Genomic DNA, 17,610 nt, shown 5'->3' on the forward strand with positions numbered 1-17,610 from the left:
AGGCCGCCCGGGTTAAAATCAAAGCGTAGCTGAACGAGCTTGTGACGAATTGTGCCCGCCATGGCGGTACAGCACGTCCTGAACCTGCTGATCGTCCGCGCTTCCGCTTTGAACGGTGACAATCGCACCGCCGGTCTTCAGACGATCGCCATAATAGCTGGCGTCCGCCTCGCTGACCCCGTGCTTGGTCAACGTCTCGTTCAGCGTGCCGCCAAGAGCACCGACCGCCGCGCCGATCCCGATCGCCTCAGGCACCGCGGAGGCGGCGATCGCACCGGCTGCGGCAAGCGGACCAACACCGGGTATGGCAAGTGCAATCACGCCGAGACCTGCACCAAGCGCGCCGCCGCCAAGAATGCCGCGGAGCACGTTGCGGTGATGCTCGTCTGTAATCTCGCCATCACCCGATCGTGCCGTCGTGGTGCCGTTGTGATGAGCAAGCACTGATAGATTTGCGTCTTGAACCCCTAGCGAGCGAAGCTCCGCAACGGCGCGTTCGGCTTCGGAGTGGCTGTCGAAGTAAGCAGATACTTGGGTCATCGCACGTCCTCTCACAGGCGCCGCTTCATGGCGGCACGTGTCCAAAACCGAAAGGCAACGGTCCCGTTCCGGACACCGCTAACAAACGCCATAACCTATATAAATAAAGCAGGGTAAAGCTGAAGCTTCAGAAGATGAAAGGGCGAAAGGCGTGCGCTCGCTGAAGTCCGGTTGGGCAGAAACAGAGTTAAATGATCAGCATTAGCTGTGCGTTTGCACCCGTGGCGCGCCGGCGATCCGCAGATCTCGTTTCCTTTGATCAGGCTTTGTGCCGGCCGAGGTCCTCGGCTTCTATATTGGATCAGGTCCATCGATCTTGGCAGCGCGCATAAACACGGGATATTTGCCGGGTGGGCATATTGCGGCAGGACGCGCGCGTGTCTCCCGCTCTTCCCTGGATCGGCGTCGCCCAAGACGCTCCGTATTTCGTCGACGATCGCAATGTCGATTGGACGCCGATCGGCCAAAATGATGCGATAACCTGGCCGGAACTCGCCCCACTGTTCCGGCGGCGTGACCTGCCCGCGGTCGAGCGCCACCTCGTATGGCTTGCCGACCATGGCGTCACCTGTCTGCGCCTGATGGTCGAATATGCGCAGGGCCGACACCGCTACCTCGAGCGGCCCGACGGCAGCGCTGTGCCCGCCATGGTGCAGCTGTGGGACGATCTGTTCGCGATGTGCGAGCGGGTGGGCTTGCGCATTCTGCTGACGCCGGTCGACACCTTTTGGACGTACCTGCGGTGGCGCCACCATCCGTGGAATGCGGCGAACGGCGGACCGGTCACCCGGCTGTCGGCCCTGTTGCCCGATCCTGCCGCGCGTGCCGCGATCAAGGCGCGGCTTACCTTCATGGTGACGCGCTGGGGCAGCTCCGGCGCGCTATTTGCCTGGGACCTGTGGAACGAGATCCATCACGCTTGGGCCGGCGATAGTGCCGACTGCTTCGGTGAATTCATCGCCGATCTCTCGCAGCACGTCCGCCGGTTGGAGGAGCGACTATATGGTCGCAGCCATCCGCAGACCGTGTCGCTGTTCGGGCCGGAGCTGGACTGGCGTCCGGACCTCCCCCTTGCGGAGCCGATCTTCCGCCACCCCAATCTCGATTTCGCGACGATCCATATCTATCGCTCGGGCAGCATCGACGATCCCCGCGATACCGTCACGCCGGCGCTGGCGATGGCCCGCATCGTTCGCCGCTGCCTGTCCGAAATCGGCGACGGGCGGCCCTTCCTCGATACCGAGCACGGCCCGATCCACCGCTTCAAGGACAAGCGACGCACGCTACCTGAAGATTTCGATGACGAGTACTTTCGGCACATCAGCTGGGCTCACCTGGCAAGCGGCGGGGCGGGGGGCGGCATGCGCTGGCCGAACCGCCACCCGCACATACTGACGCCCGGCATGCGCCGCGCGCAAGCTGCCATGGCGCGTTTCCAGCCGCTGATCGACTGGCAGCGCTTTGCCCGGACACCTGCCGCTGTTCGTGCCCCGGGTTTCCACGCGGTTGCGTGCAGCGACCACGATCAGGCCGTCGTTTGGCTTGTTCGTCGCGGCCACCGGACGGCGGATGGCCGCGTCGCTCATCAGGTCGCCAGCGGCTCGCGCCAAACCGTCACACTGCCGATGCCGCCTGGCCGTTATGACGTTGTCGCATGGGATACAGTGACCGGCGTCGCGATCAACTCGCAGAATTGCCTATCAAGCGACGGCATGCTTCGCTTTGCAAACGCGGACGTTGGCGCCGACCGCGCGTTTGCGGTTCGGCGCGCGGGCTGACGCGCGAACTAGATCCGTCCTGATGAGGCTTTAAGTGAAAGTGCAACCTGCATTATAGACTAATTGTCATCCTCCGGTCTCTGTGGAGGCGGTTTGCGGAGGACCGACGATGAGTTTTCTCAAGGGACCCGACCCGCTGAAGCTTTTCCTCGCGAAGGTCGAGGGCCGATCCAAGCTGAACGACGAGGAGCGCGATGGCATCCTCGGCTTGCCGGTGACGCCGCGACAGGTGCAGCCGCATCGCGAGATCGTGCGGCTTGGAGATACGGCAGATCATGCCTGTCTCGTGGCCAATGGCATCGTCGCAAGGTTCGCCCAGGTATTAAACGGGGCTCGCCAGATCGTCTCGATGCATGTGGCAGGCGACATGGTGGATCTTCACTCGCTGATGCTTCCGGCTGCTCCTGCGCCGCTGGTCGCGCTTACGTCCACAACCATCCTTCAGATCCCGCATGCCGCCCTTCGCGATCTGGTCGCGCGCTTTCCCGGCGTGAGTGCCGCTCTGTGGCGGGAGTGCGTCATCGACGGCAACATCGTCGCGCATTGGCTCGTAAACGTTGGCCGACGCGATGCGCGGGTACGCCTTGCCCATCTGATCTGTGAACTCGCGGTGCGATCGAACCAGATCGGCACGTTCATCGACGGCCGCTTTCCGATGCCCATAACCCAGGATCAGATCGCCGATGCGCTCGGCCTGACGTCGGTGCACGTGAACCGGATGATGCAGTCGCTACGCGGCGAAGGGCTGCTCGAAAGTTCGGGTCGAGAAACCACCGTCCTCGATTGGCAGGGTCTGGTACGCGCAGGAGAGTTCGATCCTCATTATCTCCATCTGCCAGACGCGGTTGCCGGCCATGCGCTACGACATGCGGAGCCATATGCGCTAAACAGCCAATAACAGCCGTACGATCTCCTCGACCTTGTGCGGGGCGACGGGCTTCTCGACCCTCGCCGTTCCAGCGAACGCGTCCGGAATCGCGTCCCGGTCGTACCCGGTCACGAACGCAAACGGGATCGACTGTCGCGCGAGTTCCTGCGGCAGTTCGAAATCGATCCCGCGGCCAAGGTTGAGGTCGACGAGCGCGCAGTTCGGCGGCTTCGATCGTAGCGCGTGAGCCGCGTCCGCTGGATCAGCGAACGGGCCTACGACCTCAGCACCCGCCGCTTCCAGCGCCGCCTGAAGATCGGTCGCGAGATAGTAATCGTCCTCGAGGATAAGCACTCTAGCGTCCTGCAGCGTCGGCTCTGTCATGCTACCGTCCTCCTGCGTCGGTCTGAAGGATGCTCTCGTGGTCGACGAGCGGAAACTCGATACGGGCTGCCAACCCGCCTGGCCTGAGTTCGACGCTGCCGTAGCCCTTGAGCTCATATGGGATGCGTCGCCTGATCAATTCCGTCCCAAACCCCTCTCGGCGCGGTACGGCATCGACGATCGGCACGCCGTGCTCCCGCCAGAGGATCACCAGCCATCGCGAACCGTCGCGTGCCTCGACCTGCCAGCTGACATCGAGCCTGCCGGAACCACGTGAGAAGGCACCGTATTTGGTCGCGTTGGTCGCCAGTTCATGGATCGCAAGCGTCAGCACCTCGGCGGTCTTGGGTGAAATCGCAACGTCCTCGCCCGTCAAGCTGATCCGATCCTCCGATGCTGCCTGTGCCACGATCTCGTCGCGGATCAGGGATTCCAGATCGATCTTGGTTCCAGCCCTTCGTGTCAGCAGCACCTGCGTCCGCGCGAGCGCGGCGATCCGGCCTTGCAGGTGCGCGACATAGTCTTCGGTGCATCGCTCACCGTCGTTCGACCGACTGATCATGGATCGGGTCACCGCCAGGATGTTGCGCACCCGGTGCTGAAGCTCGGCCAGCAAGACTTGCTGCCGCTCCTGCAGCCGCCGAAGATCGTCGACATCGGTGGACGTGCCGAGCCACTCGATGATTTCACCCGAGCCATCGCGTATCGGCGTCGCGCGTGTCTGAACCCAACGATAGGCGTTCGCTGCTTTGAACAAGACGCGATATTCGACTTCGAAGCTCCCCTGTTCGACGGCAACGGCCCATGCGGCGCGAGCCGCCTCTCGATCGTCGGGGTGAAGCGGGGCAAGCCAACCCCAGCCGTGACTATCTTCTTCGCGTTGACCAGTGAATCTGGTCCACTGCGGGCTCGCCCAGGTCCAGTTGCCGGGCGTGCTGGCACGCCATACGAGCTGTGGCAGACCCTCGATCAGTGCGCGCTGCCGCTCCTCGCTCTCGTGTAGCGCGCTGTGACTGCGCCGCTGTTCGATCAAGTCTGCGGCCTGGCGCGCGAGCACGCCAAGGAAGCGCAGCTCCCGCTCGTTCGGGCGGTGTTCCGCGCGGCGCCAATGCGCGTTCAGCATCCCGAGCGGCGCGCCGTTGCGCGACATCAAGGGATAGGCCACGGCCGCTCGGATGCCCTCACCGGCGAGCAGCTTGCACCCTGTATCAGCCGCCTCTCCGGGGAAGTCGGCGAAAGCATACTCGCCCGTTTTCAAAGCGAGCCCGCAAGCGGTTCGACTGGTCGCGTCGACCCGATCGAAGTAGTCGATGATTGTTCTGGAGAAGGCATGGCTGGCAATCATGTCCAGCGTCATTGTCGCTGGATCGTAGAGTTGGACGGTGCCCGCGTCCGCGCCTGTAATCGCGATGGTCGCAGAGAGAACCTCGTCATAGATCGACTGCAGGCTGCTTTCCGGCATTAGTCGCTCCGCCAGGCTGCGAAGCAGCTCAGCGCTCGCCAGATCGGCGGCGAGCGCCTGCCGGCTGTCGCGAAGCGCTGCGTCGGCAAGCTTTCGCTCGGTAATATCCTGAAAAACGCAGGCGACGCGTCGGCTGTGCGATGGGCCAACCTTGGCGAGCCGAAAGTCAAACCACCGTCCATGCGGCGCGGCATAAAACTCGGTGCGAACGGGCTCGCCGGAGACGGCGACCAGGGCATAGACCTCATACCAGTGCCGCTCGTAGTCGGGGTCGATATCGCGCATGCGCCGACCCGTGAAATCGCGCCCGGCAATCCGTATCGCCGCCGAGTTTGCCTGCACGAAACAAATATCGACGGGCGCATCGTTCTCGTCGAGGATCACATCGGCAAGCAGGTAACCTTCATCCATGCTCTCGAAGAGCGAGCGATACCGGTCCTCGCTATCACGAAGCGCTGCTTCCGCTTGCTTGCGAGCATCGATGTCGATGTTCATCCCCGCCCACTTCCTGATCGTGCCGCTCGCACCGGGCACGGGAGCGGCGCGGACGTTGGTCCAACGCCACCCGCCATCCGGTGCGCGAACGCGAAACTCCGCATCGACCGGTTGCGTGGCAGTGATCGCCGCGCGCCACTGCCGTTCCGCGTGGGAGCGGTCTTCGGGATGGATGGCGTCGAGCCAGCCGTAGCCGAGCCACTCTTCCACCGTCTGGCCAGTATAGGCGCGCCAGCTGGGGCTATCGGTAATCACGACGCCGTTTGCATCGACTTCCCAGACTGCCTGGGCCCAGCTGTCGACCAGCAGGCGATGGAGAGCTTCGCTTGATTCAAGACGCTCCTGGAAGGCGATGCGCTCCTCACGCAGGTGAAGCCGATCGATCACCGGGCCCAGGATCATCGCATAGGTGCGCAAAAACTGGATCTCGTCGGCCCCAAACTCGCGCGGCGCGGTGGCATCGATTTGGAGCACGCCGTAAGGGCGCTGGCCCGGCACAAAGATCGGCACATTGACGAGCGCCATAATGCCAGCATTTTTCATGAAGTTGGGTATGTCGAAGCGCGTTTCGGCGGCGAGATCGCGCGAGATAATCGGCGCTGCAACCTTGATGGCATAGGTCTCGGACGATCGATCGTTCATGGGAAGCCGCACGGTACCGACGACGCCCGGCGCCCAGCCGACACCCGCCCGCACGAGTAACTCCTGTCGATCCTTCTGGATCTCCAGAACCTTTGCTCGGCCGGTACCCATTGCCTCGGCAACGAGGCGACACGCTTCTGTAAGCACCTCGTCCAGTACATCTGACCGGATCGCGAACTCGCCGAAGTCCGCTAGAATCTGCTGCCGCTTGATCAGTTCAGCCTGGTTCGGCACTCTCCGCCTCCCGCGCCCTGGCTCGCGCGTACCAAAGCATAACCTCGAGCCGACGACCTAATACGCGCAAACTCGGCGTGATGTGCCCCCAAAAAAGGACTGATCCCGTTTATCAATGGCTTCGAAAGGATTGGTCGTCGTCTGCAGGCGCTAACATTCGTCCTTTTTCAAGATCGTCAGCTTTCAATCGCGCGCGGCTGGGGATCGAAGCAAAAATGTACGGTGGCTCGTCCGAAGTTGGGCTGGAATTTGCCTCAATGCGGTGCCAGCCCAATTTCAACGCCAGTTTTGTCGTGGAGCGCGAAGCGATCAACGAGGTCCGCGCTCGCGCGATTATAGCCGATGACCTCGACATTGCGCCCGGCGCGGCGCAGCCGGGCGACGATCTTGTCGAGCGCACCGACACCTGAAATGTCCCAGAAGTGCGCTCGGGTAACGTCGATTACAACGCGTCGCGCCGCCTCGTCCGCCTGGAACGCACGCGTGAACCGGTCGACCGATGCGAAGAATATTTCGCCAGTTACATGATAGATGGCAGCGAACCCGTCCGCGGTTTCCTCACGCTTCACTGCGAACATCCGTTGCACCTTGCCCGCGAAAAAGATGCCGGAGAGCAGGACGCCGGCGAGGACGCCGAGCGATAGGTCGCGGGTCGCGACAACAACCACGACCGTTGTCAGCATCACCACCGACGAGGTTGGCGGATGGCGGCGCAGGTTGGCGATCGAATTCCAGCTAAACGTGCCGATCGACACCATGATCATGACCGCAACGAGCGCCGGCATCGGCACCCGGCCAACGAAGGGCCCGAGCACCGCCAGCAGGAACAGGAGGAACGCACCCGCGACGAAGGTCGACAGGCGTCCGCGACCACCGGAGCTAACGTTGATGACCGACTGTCCGATCATCGCACAGCCGCCCATGCCGCCGAAGAAGGCGGCGACGATGTTCGATCCGCCCTGGCCTGCGCACTCGGCGCGCTTGTCGCTGTCGGTATCGGTCATGTCGTCGACGATCTGCGCGGTGAGCAGCGATTCGAGCAGACCGACCGCGGCCATCGTCAACGAATAGGGCAGGATGATCCGCAGCGTTTCAAGCGTCAGCGGGACGTTCGGCAGAGCAAAGGTCGGCAGTCCCTCCGGCAGCTTGCCCATGTCGCCAACCGTGTTGACGCTGAGGCCCAGGCCGATGCTGATCGCACTGAGGACGAGGATCGCGACCAGCGGCGACGGCACGGCCTTGGTGACGCGCGGCAGGCCGTAGATGATGGCGAGGCCGCCCGCGACCAACGCGTAGCTGTCCCAGCCGACGTTGGTCAGCTGCGGCAGCTGCGCCATGAAGATGAGGATGGCGAGCGCATTGACGAAGCCGGTGATGACCGAGCGTGACACGAACTGCATCACGAGGTCGAGGCGGAGCAGCCCGGCGACGATCTGGATCAGCCCCATGAGTATGGTGGCGGCGAACAGATACGCGACCCCGTGCTCACGGACGAGCGGGATCACGAGAACGGCAACAGCCGCGGTCGCTGCGGAGATCATGCCGGGACGCCCGCCGATCAGCGAGATTGTGATGGCGATCGCGACGGAAGCGTAGAGGCCGATCCGCGGATCGACGCCGGCGATGATCGAGAAACCGATCGCCTCGGGAATGAGCGCGAGGGCAACGACGATGCCGGCCATGATGTCGCGGCGGGCGGCGGCGCCGTCAGTGAACCACTGACGGCGGTAGGTAGTGAGATCGGTATTCATTGGATATCCACAACAAGGCACATGGCGCCGACGCGGGCGCATGGATGGATTGGCATGTGTGATGTTGTCCGGCGGATCGGCGGCCGGCATAGCCACCCGGAATTCCACCGGGTCCTTGCGAGTAGCCTGTAGTCTACACGAGCCATTCGGTCAGATGCAATGCGGCCGCGCCCTTGCTGTCGCCACCGCGGCTTGATGGGCAGTCGTTGCTGCCGGCGCGTCCCCGACTCTCGGCCGAAAGCTAACAGTAAGCTTTCGGAGAACGGTGGCGCTGCCCGTGGTGCGTCGGAGAGGACGGATTGGTAAAATCCGACACTCAGTAACAAGACGCCGATCGAGATAACTGCCTAATCTCAAGCAATAACTGGGAACGATCGCGACCCGGCTCGCTTGATCCGTCAGCATCAAGCGGGACGGAGCGGCGCAATGTTGGCAATGAATTATCGCGGGCCCTACCGAGTTCGCGCCGACGAGCGGCCGATGCCGGTCATCGAACATCCCGAAGATGCGATCGTGAAAGTCACACGGTCGTGCATCTGCGGATCGGATCTCCACCTCTATCACGGCATGGTCCCAGACACGCGCGTCGGGCAGACGTTCGGGCATGAATTCTGCGGCATCGTCGAGCAGGTCGGCCCCGAAGTGCGCAACCTGAAGGTCGGCGATCACGTCCTCGTCCCGTTCAACATCGCCTGTGGCAAATGCCACTTCTGTCAGCAGGGGCTGTTCGGCAACTGCCACGAATCGAACGCGCAAGCGACGGCGGTCGGCGGCATCTATGGTTACTCGCACACTGCCGGCGGCTATGACGGTGGCCAGGCGCAATTCGTGCGCGTCCCTTATGCCGATGTCGGCCCGATGGTGATCCCCGACTGGATGGATCCCGACGATGCCGTGCTGCTGACCGACGTCGTACCGACGGGTTACCAGGCGGCCGAGATGGGCGGCATCCGGCGGGGCGATACGGTGGTGGTGTTCGGCGCCGGGCCGGTCGGCCTCATGGCGGCACGATCGGCCTGGCTGTTCGGCGCCGGGCGCGTGATCGTGATCGATCACCTCGATTATCGGCTCGAGTTCGCGCGCACGTTCGCACCGGCCGAGGTCTACAATTTTCGCGAGATCGACGACATGGCGGTCTTCATCAAGAAGCAGACCGACTCGCTGGGCGCGGACGTGTGCATCGACGCCGTTGGCGGCGACGCGGCGGGCAGCAAGCTGCAGCGGCTGTTCGGCGTCTATCTGAAATGGGAAGCGGGGAACGCGATCGCGCTCCACTGGGCGATCAACTCGGTGAAGAAGGGCGGGATCGTCTCGATCGTCGGCGTCTACGGCCCCACCGGCAACATCGTGCCGATGGGCAATGTGGTGAACAAGGGCATCACCGTGCGCGCCAACCAAGCGTCGGTGAAGCGGCTGCTGCCCCGCCTGATCGAGCATATCCGCGCGGGCCACATCGATCCCAAGGCGATGATCACGCACCGCGTGCCGCTGGAGGAGATCGCCGACGCGTACCACTTGTTCTCGGCGAAGCTCGATGGTTGCATCAAGCCCGTGCTGCTGCCCAACGGCTTTTGAGGAACACGCGATGAGCAGAATCGATACCGCGACGGTCCCGGGCTGGGGCGTCGATGCGGATCCCGAGAACGATCCGGGCTATCCGATGCGCCACAGCGAGGAGATGGAGACACGAGGGCTGAACTGGCAGCGGCCGGCCGTCCAGGATCCCGGCGTCGAGGTGCTGCAGTCGATCGAGCACAATCGCCGTCCGGCCGTGACGGGCACGTCCTCGCCGCCCACCGGCTTGTCGGGCATCATCCGGCGCGCCGCGTTCAAGCGCAGCGAGTCCGACTGGTTCCACTGGCTGATGCTGATGGGCGCCGACCGGGTGAGCGTAGCGGAAGGAGTGGTGGACGATCTTAAACAGGGACGCGTGCCCAACGTTCCGGCGGAGATGGGCGTGCGCGCCGAATGGCAGCACAACAAGAAGGGGCTGGTCCTTAAGAGCGCCGCGGGTGTCGCCGTTGGTGCGCTGCTTGTGGCGGCGCTGCGCCGGAAAGGAGCAGCGAGCTCGCCATGAAATTGCCGCTCGACCCAACGGCTGCCAGTTTATTTCAATCGTGCCGTGTCTGACCATCACGGCCCAGCCGCGCTGTGATTAATCGTTACTGTTGTACCCTGGCTTGGCCGGTAATCTCTCTGCCGCTCAGCACCGAAGGTACCAAGGAAAACTTTGCTGGAGAGTGTCGGCGTGCCTCGGCGCATTGCGGTCGCGTACTTATACCGTGAAACGTCCAACGACCTGACGGACTCGGCATTTGGTGTCGAACAAGTTGCTTTAGGTGAGTGAGATTAGGGGCAACCTCGCTTCGTAGGGGCGCGTTGGCGGGCGATGCTGGGGTTAGCGCCGCAACAGGTCCTGTCGGAGGCAGAACGCGAGCGCGGCCTGCGCCTTTTGGTGATCGAGGCGGCCTTCTCGGGCGGCGCCGCGGCGCTAACCAGCGGCGTAATCCTCACCGCCTTCGCGCTGCATCTCGGCGCCTCGAACGTCATGGTGGGCGTGCTCGCCAGCGCGCCGTTCCTTGCGCAGCTGCTGCAGGTGCCGGCGATTACGCTGGTCGAGCGCTGGCGGCGGCGCAAGATGATCGCCGTCGTCTCTAGCCTGATCGGCCGTGCGATGCTGGCGCTGATGGCGGTTCTGGCGTTTCACACCGGCACGCTGCCGCTCATCCTGTTCCTCATCGCGCAGATCACGCTGTGCGGGCTGGGCGCGTTGGGGGCATGCGCGTGGAACGCCTGGATGCGCGACCTCGCGCCGGAGGAGCGGCTTGGCCGCGTCTTCGCCCGGCGGACGGCGTGGCTCGGTGCGATCAGCCTGCTGCTCGGGCTCGTCGCCGCGCTGGCGCTCGATCTCACGCCAGCGGGTTCGACGGCGCGAGACGCGGTGTTCGCCGGGATGTTCACGGTCGGCTGCGTCACCGGACTGATCAGCGCGCGGGTCGTTGCCGCCATGCCCGAACCGCTGATGCCGCCCGCCGCGGGCCCGGTGCGGCTGGTTGCGCTGCTGCGCGAGCCGCTGCGCGATCTCAACTTTCGGCGACTGTTGGCGTTCGTCGCGAGCTGGCAGTTCGCGATCAACTTCGCGACGCCGTTCTTCACCGTGTTCATCGTCCGCCAGCTGCACTTCAACGTCAGCTTCGTGATGCTGCTCGGCTGGTCAGCCAGATCGCGAACATCGGCGCGCTGCGGATGTGGGGAACGCTGAGCGACCGTTATGCCAACAAATCGGTGCTGGCGGTCTGTGCCCCTGCCTACATCCTGGCGATCGTCGCGATGATCGGCGCATCGCAGTTCGATACGCGCGGGCTGGTCAAGCTGTGGCTGGTCGCGCTGCACATCGTCATGGGGGCGTCGATCGCGGGCGTAACGCTGACCAGCACCAACATCGCGCTGAAGCTGTCGCCCAAGGGATCCGCCACCGCCTATGTCGCGGCGAGCGCGATGGCGACGGCGGTATCCGCCGGCATCGCGCCGATCGTCGGCGGCCTGCTTGCCGAAGTGTTCGCGGCACGTCGTTTCGAGCTGCTGGCGCGCTGGTCTAGCCCGAGCGGCGTCTTCGCGCTGCCGATCCACATCACCGCGTGGGACTTCTACTTCCTGATCGCCGGCGGCATCGGGCTCTATGCCATCCACCGCCTGTCGCTGGTGGCGGAGCACGGCGAGATCGAGCGGCGCGAGATGGTCAACCAGATCATCAACGAGACCCGCCGCACAATCCGCAATATCTCGTCCGTTGCTGGGCTGCGCGCCGCGACCGATCTGCCGGGTGCGCTGCTGCGCGACGCGCGGCTCGGCATCCGGCTGCGCCGCGCCCGTGCGGCACAGGCGGCGCGGCGGCCTTCGTAATGCATGTTGTGTCGCCATTCGCCGCAACCGGCCACAGCGACAGCAAGGAGGCAGCATGGCGGTAGTCGACGCGCGCAAGGAACAGGATCAGGGAGCGTCCATCGCATCGCCCGACCGCGGCGCGAGCCTGCACGCGCTGTCGCTGCGTGACGAGCTTGCCCGCGGGTTGCGGCGGCTGGGTGACTTCGCGCTGGGCGTTTTCACCGTGGAGGTCGGCGAGGGGCACGACTCGATCTGGGCGATCGTGCGCCGCCCCGGACGTGGCGGCCTGGCGGTACGCGCGGCCTATGTTCCCGGCGGCTTCGCGCGCGTCCGCCGCGTCAAGCGCGCGCCGGGCGAGGTGCTGCGGCTCGAAGCGGAGAGCCCGATCGGCCGTCACCGCATCGTGCTGGAAGGAACCGGCGCCGACCTGCAGCGTCTGCGGGTGCGAAGCTGGCTAGTCCCGGCCGCGCCGCTGCTCGTCCCCTTCCTGCCGCGCGACGTGTTTCCGCTCGACGCGAACGACGATCCGCTCGGCACGACCGGCCGGGTCGACGCGGCGCAGCGGGGCCCGAATACCGGCCTCATCTACTTCGCGCTCGACGAACCCGCCTTTGGCCACGTGCTCTACGTGCAGGATCTGACCGCGCTGAACGAGTATTTCCGCGCCACCAAGACCGCGCCGATGGGTGCCGTCGGCGGCGAGTGGCCCGAGCTCGGCTATCTGCCGCCGACCCCGCCGCAGAGTGGGACGCCGCCGTTCAATCCGCTGCCGAAGGGCGAAGAGGTGATGCTGTCCGACGCGATCGTCGTGCTGCGCGATCTGGCCGCGCAGAGCGAGCAGGAGCGGGCGCGCCAGTTCGTCCAGATGCTCGGCGAGGCGTACACCGCCATGCATCATCCGGCGGTCATCTATCGCGACTGGCGCGCGCGTGCTGATCGGACGCTCAAGGATCTCGACCGGGCGCCGGTCGCAACCTGCGCCGCCTACGGCCATCGCTACATCCGGCCCTACACTGATGCTGAATATCCCGATTCGATGGTGCAGATGGCGGTCGCGACGGCATTGTTCGAATATGCCGGCTGGCGCGGCGAGCCGGTGCCGCTGGCCGGCGAGCTCGCGGCAGGGATGGCGAAATTCTACGATTCCAAGCTCGAGACGCTGCGCCGCTACCTCCCAAACGTCGGCAAGGACAAGGACGCCGACGCGGTCGACAGCTGGTATCTGTATCATCCGTTGCGCAACCTCGCGCAGCTCGCGCTGCTGGGCGAGGAGTGGGCCCGCGACCTGTTCCTTCGCTCGGTCGATTTCGGCATCCGCGCTGCGCACCATTTCGACTATCTCTGGCCGATCCAGTACAATGTGCAGGATTTCACCGTCATCACCGCCAAGCGCGGCGATGAGACGCACGGGCAGACCGACGTCGGCGGCTTCTACGCGTACGTCATGCTGCTGGGCTTCGAGCTGACGGGCGAGCAGCGCTTTCTCGACGAGGCGCGCGCGGCGATCGACGCGGCGAAGGGCATGCGTTTCGAGCTCGAGTATCAGGCGAATCTCACCGCCTGGGGCGCGGCCGCGTGCATGCGGCTGTGGCGGATCACGCAGCGGCCCGATTATCGCGAGCAAGCTTACGTCTACCTCGCGTCGTTCCTCCACAATTGCGAGATCTGGGAATCGCGGATCGAGCACGCCGAACACTACAGCAACTTCCTCGGCGCCACCGCGCTGCACGATGCGCCGTACATGGCGATGTACGAGTGTTTCGACAGCTTCGTGGGCTGGGAGCGCTTCCTGCTCGATAGCGGGCCGGAGCTCGATCCCGCCGCGCGGATGCTCGTCACCGAATATTGCAAGTACGTGCTGCACCGCGGCTGGTATTATTTCCCGGACGCGGTGCCGGCGGAGATCGTCGCGACCGAGTGGCGCAACGGCCACGTCGATCACAAGCTCTCCTTTCCGGTCGAGGACCTTTACGCCGACGGCCAGCCAATGGGGCAGGTCGGGCAGGAGGTCTACGGCGCGGGCGCGGCTTTCGCACTCACCGCGCGTGCGTTCCACCGCGTCGAGGGCGCGGCGTTCGAGCTTTACTGCAACCACTTGCTCGTCGCGCACGAACGCACCGGCGAGTGCGCGCGCAGCCTGCGATTGGTGGGGGGTGACAGCTGCACCGCGCTGCTGGCGGTGGTGCGGCGCGGTCGCGCGCCGCTGCCGACGTGCAAGGTGACGCTGGCGGGCGGCGACGCCGTGCGTCCGCACCTCGTCGCCGACGACCGCATCGAATATCTGCTGCCTGCCAACGGCCAGGTAGTGCTGACCTGGAGCGACGAGGCATGACCCTGAAGGACAAGCGCATCCTGCTGACCGGCGGGACGACCGGGATCGGCCGCGCGATGCTGCTGCTGTTCGCGCGCGCGGGCGCCCGCGTGCTGACGATGGGGCGCGACCCTGACTCGCTCGAAGAGGCGCTGGGCGCTGCCCGCGCGCTTGGCGGCGAGCTCCACGGGCTGACCGCCGATCTCGGCGAGCGCGCCGACATCGCCCGCATCTTCGCCGCGGCGGACGAGACGCTCGGCGGGCTCGACATCCTGGTGTCGAACGCGGCACTTGGTGCCGAGCCGATCGACGCGATGGCGGACGACGATTGGCGCTACGTCATCGACGTCAATCTGACGGCGGCGCTCGCCTGCACGCGCGGCGCGCTTCAGCGCTTTCTGGCGGGTGAAGGACAGGTCGTCATCGTCGGATCGATCAGCGCCGAGATCCACGCACCCGGCGAGAGCGTCTATTCCGCCACCAAGGCGGGGCTGCAGGCGTTCGCGGAAACGCTGCGCAAGGAAGTGGCGGAGCGCGGGGTTCGCGTCAGTCTGGTAGAGCCGGGTACCGTCGGGTCCGACATGCAAGAGCCCGACGACGACGAACAGCGCGCGATGATCGCGCGCGAGGAGATGCTCCGCGCGGAGGATATCGCCGAGGCGGTCGCGTTCATCCTCACCCGTCCACATCGCGCCGACGTGGTGAGCCTGCGGATCGAGCCGCGCCTGCAGACGCTGACGTGATCGCGCTCGCCGACGCGGGTCGTACGTCGGTCGCGCGCACGCGGTATTCGCACGATCTCGGCCTCGGCTCGCTTGCGGTAGAGGCCCCGAGCGCATTCCTCGATACCCCCTGCGTTTCGCCAAAACCGGGCGCCGCTGTTCCTGGAGTGATCGCATGAAGGCTGCACTTAAGACGGCGGACGGGCGTTTCAGCGTCGATCAGGTCGACGATCCGGTGCTCGGTGGCGACGAGTGGGTCGGGGCGTGGGTGCGGGTCGCCGGCATCTGCGGCACCGATCTGCGGCACTGGAAGAAGCCGGAGGCCGAGCTGCACTGCTGCATCATGGGTCACGAGCTCGCCGGCGAGGTGGTCGAGGTCGGCCCCGGTGTCACGCGGGTCGCGAACGGCGAACGCGTGTTGATCGAATCGGTGCTCGGCTGCGGCCACTGCGACTGGTGCCGCGTGCAGCAGTACAACCGCTGCCCCGATCTCTACCCGACACGTCGCGCCAGCGTGTCGCGTGCCTACGCCGAATATGTTGTCGGGCCGCAGCACAAATTCTACCCGCTGCCCGACCACATCGGGTTCGAGGACGCGGCGCTGCTCGATACCTTTGCCGCCTGCCTCCACGCGCAGCATCTCTCGGGGCTGACGATCAACGCCAAGGTGGCGATCATCGGCGCGGGGCCGATCGGGCTCGGGCAGCTGATGCTCGCCAAGGCCAGCGGCGCCGATGTCGCGATCGTCGATACGGTCGCGCACTCGCTCGACGTGGCACGGGAGCTGGGTGCCGATCGCGTGATCCGGTCCGACCATGAAGACGTAGTCGCGGCGGTGCAGGGGCTGACCGACGGTCGCGGCGCCGACGTGGTGTTCGAATGCGCCGGCGGCACCTCGATGCCAGAGACGCTGCCGTTGGCGACACGGCTCGTCCGTCGCGGCGGCAAGGTCGTCATCGTCGGCGGGTTCGACGCCGGTGAGACGAGCATCGCACTCGAGTGGCAGCGCATCCAGATGTCCGAGATCGCGCTGATCCCGACGGCGAGCTTCGCCTTTCACGACATCTACGCCGAGCAGGCCGAAGTGCTGGAGCTGCTCGCGCGCGGCAAGCTGCGCACCGATCCATTGATCACCCATCGCTTCCCGCTCGACCGGATCAACGAGGCGTTCGACGTCGCGCAGGCGAAGGAGGAAACCGGCGCGATCTTCGTCTGTCTGGACGTTTAGCGGGCCAGGGGGAGTACGGTGCGCGACGGCGATTTCCGCCGCATGTGTTCCCAGAAGGCTGTGACGTGTGACGGCCGTGCTTCGCTGATCGTAAGGTTAGCAACACTAACCGCAATGGATGAGACGCTGTCGTGCCGCTCGCGAGTGTGCGCCGTGGCGGCATCGCGATCTCGCTATCGGCTACTCGGGGAGAAGGTGTGGCAACCTTGCCGAACGGTGGGTTCACGGGGCGCTGTAGCTGAAACAGATCGGCGCCCAGGTGCTTTTCATCGGTTCGCGCGTTGTGGGCGCGTATGGGCTCTTTCGCGCGAAATTTCCTTTGCCAGGCCATGTGTCGGGCGAGCCGATCGCCTGAGCGGCAAGCAGAAGAAAAGCAGATCAGCCATTCTCCTGCTGTTCATCTGAGGCGGACTAGGCGCGACGAGCCCAAAGCCTTGAGCGAGACGATGACACCATATTCTGCCCGCCTTTGGTTCCTGTCCGGCGGACTGGCGTTCACGCTCGCCGGCTGCGTCACGCCGCCCGCTCCCGTGCAGCCGCCGCCCGTCGTCGCGACGCTTCCGCCGCCGCCGCCGGTTATGCCGGCGGGTGGCTATATCGGGATGAAGAGCCCGACCAAACGGGCCGACGGCAAGTATTTCACCCCCAACCTCGACAATACTGATCAGGCCGCCGTCTGGCATCTGCGCAACGCGTTGAACGTCGCCGCGCTCGGGTGCGACCAGGCGGGGGGCGGTGTCATCGATCATTACAACACGTGGCTCAGAACGCGTGGTGCAGCGATCGACCGCTATTACCAGGCTTACATCCGCGAATGGCAGACGCCGGGATGGTGGGACTGGCAACGGGTCTATGACGACAATCAGACCCGCATCTACAACTTCTACGCGCAGCCCGCGATGCGCGCCGCCTTTTGCGCGGTGGCGCGCGAGGAAGTCGCCAAGGTAGGGCAAGTCGCCGACGACGATCTGCCGTCGTTTGCGCGCGGCGCGCTGCTTCGGCTCGATCGGCCGTTCGTCGACTTCTACGCAGCCTATGACGCGTGGCGCGACTATTACCAGCCAGCGCCGCCACCGGTGGTTCCGCCGCAGATCGTGCGAACCATCGACGAGCCTGCAGTGGTGACGCCACCCGCCGTGGTCGCGACGCTGGACGGTCAGGAGGCGGTTATAGCCGACACTCAGCCAGCGCCGGCTCCCGCGCTGGGCGACGCGCCAGATCCCGTGGCTCCCTCGCCCCGTTGACCGGCGGCGAGCCGGGGGAGGCAGACGCGTGTTCGCGGATGGATGTCAAATACGCATGTTACATCC

The 17,610-nt window shown here is 65.1% G+C and carries 14 protein-coding genes and 1 other annotated feature; of the genes, 10 read left to right on the forward strand and 4 right to left on the reverse strand.

From position 1 onward, the window contains the following. Positions 1 to 18: 18 nt before the first annotated feature. Positions 19 to 444, reverse strand: a complete 426-nt coding sequence (locus tag B7L05_RS13730) for a hypothetical protein (protein WP_085810859.1) — start codon at positions 442 to 444, stop codon at positions 19 to 21. 473 nt (positions 445 to 917) lie between these two features. On the opposite strand from B7L05_RS13730, the gene B7L05_RS13735 reads away from it, so the two are divergent. Together B7L05_RS13735 and B7L05_RS13740 are read left to right on the forward strand one after the other, a co-directional pair. After that, positions 918 to 2,318 (forward strand): hypothetical protein, encoded by a 1,401-nt coding sequence (locus B7L05_RS13735; RefSeq protein WP_144037300.1) that lies wholly within the window; start codon positions 918 to 920, stop codon positions 2,316 to 2,318. Between the two features lie 109 nt (positions 2,319 to 2,427). Then, positions 2,428 to 3,216 carry a Crp/Fnr family transcriptional regulator gene (locus B7L05_RS13740; protein WP_085810860.1) on the forward strand — a complete coding sequence of 263 codons (789 nt, stop codon included), beginning with the start codon at positions 2,428 to 2,430 and terminating at the stop codon, positions 3,214 to 3,216. On the opposite strand, the gene B7L05_RS13745 is transcribed toward B7L05_RS13740, so the two are convergent. The 3 genes from B7L05_RS13745 to B7L05_RS13755 form a co-directional block, all read right to left on the reverse strand. Continuing rightward, positions 3,202 to 3,570, reverse strand: a complete 369-nt coding sequence (locus B7L05_RS13745) for a response regulator (protein WP_179187228.1) — start codon at positions 3,568 to 3,570, stop codon at positions 3,202 to 3,204. The genes B7L05_RS13740 and B7L05_RS13745 overlap by 15 nt on opposite strands. Position 3,571: 1 nt before the next feature. Then, positions 3,572 to 6,403: a PAS domain S-box protein gene (locus B7L05_RS13750; RefSeq protein WP_085810862.1), complete on the reverse strand. Its 2,832-nt coding sequence runs from the start codon at positions 6,401 to 6,403 to the stop codon at positions 3,572 to 3,574. 254 nt (positions 6,404 to 6,657) lie between these two features. Then, the gene (locus B7L05_RS13755; protein WP_085810863.1) at positions 6,658 to 8,154 is read right to left on the reverse strand and encodes a SulP family inorganic anion transporter; all 1,497 of its coding nucleotides are present in this window, start codon (positions 8,152 to 8,154) and stop codon (positions 6,658 to 6,660) included. A 62-nt stretch (positions 8,155 to 8,216) separates the two neighbouring features. Then, positions 8,217 to 8,272 (reverse strand) — a sequence feature (sul1 is cis-regulatory element that is thought to sense ions involved in sulfur or methionine metabolism; They are found in Alphaproteobacteria). Between the two features lie 362 nt (positions 8,273 to 8,634). On the opposite strand from B7L05_RS13755, the gene B7L05_RS13760 reads away from it, so the two are divergent. The 8 genes from B7L05_RS13760 (at position 8,635) to B7L05_RS13795 (ending at position 17,544) form a co-directional block, all read left to right on the forward strand. Next, positions 8,635 to 9,729 carry a zinc-dependent alcohol dehydrogenase gene (locus B7L05_RS13760; protein WP_218776025.1) on the forward strand — a complete coding sequence of 365 codons (1,095 nt, stop codon included), beginning with the start codon at positions 8,635 to 8,637 and terminating at the stop codon, positions 9,727 to 9,729. A 10-nt stretch (positions 9,730 to 9,739) separates the two neighbouring features. Next, entirely contained in the window at positions 9,740 to 10,231 is a 492-nt protein-coding gene (locus tag B7L05_RS13765) for a hypothetical protein (RefSeq protein ID WP_085810865.1), read from the forward strand. Between the two features lie 312 nt (positions 10,232 to 10,543). Then, positions 10,544 to 11,416, forward strand: coding sequence for an MFS transporter (locus tag B7L05_RS13770; protein ID WP_085810866.1), 873 nt, complete (start codon positions 10,544 to 10,546; stop codon positions 11,414 to 11,416). Then, positions 11,401 to 12,057, forward strand: a complete 657-nt coding sequence (locus B7L05_RS13775; protein ID WP_085810867.1) for an MFS transporter — start codon at positions 11,401 to 11,403, stop codon at positions 12,055 to 12,057. The genes B7L05_RS13770 and B7L05_RS13775 overlap by 16 nt, the downstream gene beginning before the upstream one ends. A gap of 55 nt (positions 12,058 to 12,112) precedes the next feature. Further along, positions 12,113 to 14,371 (forward strand): hypothetical protein, encoded by a 2,259-nt coding sequence (locus B7L05_RS13780; RefSeq protein WP_085810868.1) that lies wholly within the window; start codon positions 12,113 to 12,115, stop codon positions 14,369 to 14,371. After that, a complete protein-coding gene (locus tag B7L05_RS13785) occupies positions 14,368 to 15,093 on the forward strand; it encodes an SDR family oxidoreductase (RefSeq protein WP_085810869.1) in 726 nt (241 codons plus the stop codon). The genes B7L05_RS13780 and B7L05_RS13785 overlap by 4 nt, the downstream gene beginning before the upstream one ends. Before the next feature lie 154 nt (positions 15,094 to 15,247). Beyond that, positions 15,248 to 16,300 carry a zinc-binding dehydrogenase gene (locus B7L05_RS13790; protein ID WP_085810870.1) on the forward strand — a complete coding sequence of 351 codons (1,053 nt, stop codon included), beginning with the start codon at positions 15,248 to 15,250 and terminating at the stop codon, positions 16,298 to 16,300. Between the two features lie 446 nt (positions 16,301 to 16,746). Continuing rightward, entirely contained in the window at positions 16,747 to 17,544 is a 798-nt protein-coding gene (locus B7L05_RS13795) for a hypothetical protein (protein ID WP_144037301.1), read from the forward strand. Positions 17,545 to 17,610: the final 66 nt, after the last annotated feature.

Origin of the sequence: Sphingomonas sp. TZW2008 (genome assembly GCF_002117915.1) — a bacterium.
In the GTDB taxonomy this organism is placed as follows: domain Bacteria; phylum Pseudomonadota; class Alphaproteobacteria; order Sphingomonadales; family Sphingomonadaceae; genus Sphingomonas.

Bases quoted from the DNA above. Each gene is read 5' to 3' on its own strand.
- B7L05_RS13740 (WP_085810860.1), top strand. From the start codon at position 2,428: ATGAGTTTTCTCAAGGGACCCGACCCGCTGAAGCTTTTCCTCGCGAAG.
- B7L05_RS13745 (WP_179187228.1), bottom strand. From the start codon at position 3,570: ATGACAGAGCCGACGCTGCAGGACGCTAGAGTGCTTATCCTCGAGGAC.
- B7L05_RS13755 (WP_085810863.1), bottom strand. From the start codon at position 8,154: ATGAATACCGATCTCACTACCTACCGCCGTCAGTGGTTCACTGACGGC.
- B7L05_RS13760 (WP_218776025.1), top strand. From the start codon at position 8,635: ATGCCGGTCATCGAACATCCCGAAGATGCGATCGTGAAAGTCACACGG.
- B7L05_RS13765 (WP_085810865.1), top strand. From the start codon at position 9,740: ATGAGCAGAATCGATACCGCGACGGTCCCGGGCTGGGGCGTCGATGCG.
- B7L05_RS13770 (WP_085810866.1), top strand. From the start codon at position 10,544: ATGCTGGGGTTAGCGCCGCAACAGGTCCTGTCGGAGGCAGAACGCGAG.
- B7L05_RS13775 (WP_085810867.1), top strand. From the start codon at position 11,401: ATGTGGGGAACGCTGAGCGACCGTTATGCCAACAAATCGGTGCTGGCG.
- B7L05_RS13780 (WP_085810868.1), top strand. From the start codon at position 12,113: ATGGCGGTAGTCGACGCGCGCAAGGAACAGGATCAGGGAGCGTCCATC.
- B7L05_RS13785 (WP_085810869.1), top strand. From the start codon at position 14,368: ATGACCCTGAAGGACAAGCGCATCCTGCTGACCGGCGGGACGACCGGG.
- B7L05_RS13790 (WP_085810870.1), top strand. From the start codon at position 15,248: ATGAAGGCTGCACTTAAGACGGCGGACGGGCGTTTCAGCGTCGATCAG.
- B7L05_RS13795 (WP_144037301.1), top strand. From the start codon at position 16,747: ATGACACCATATTCTGCCCGCCTTTGGTTCCTGTCCGGCGGACTGGCG.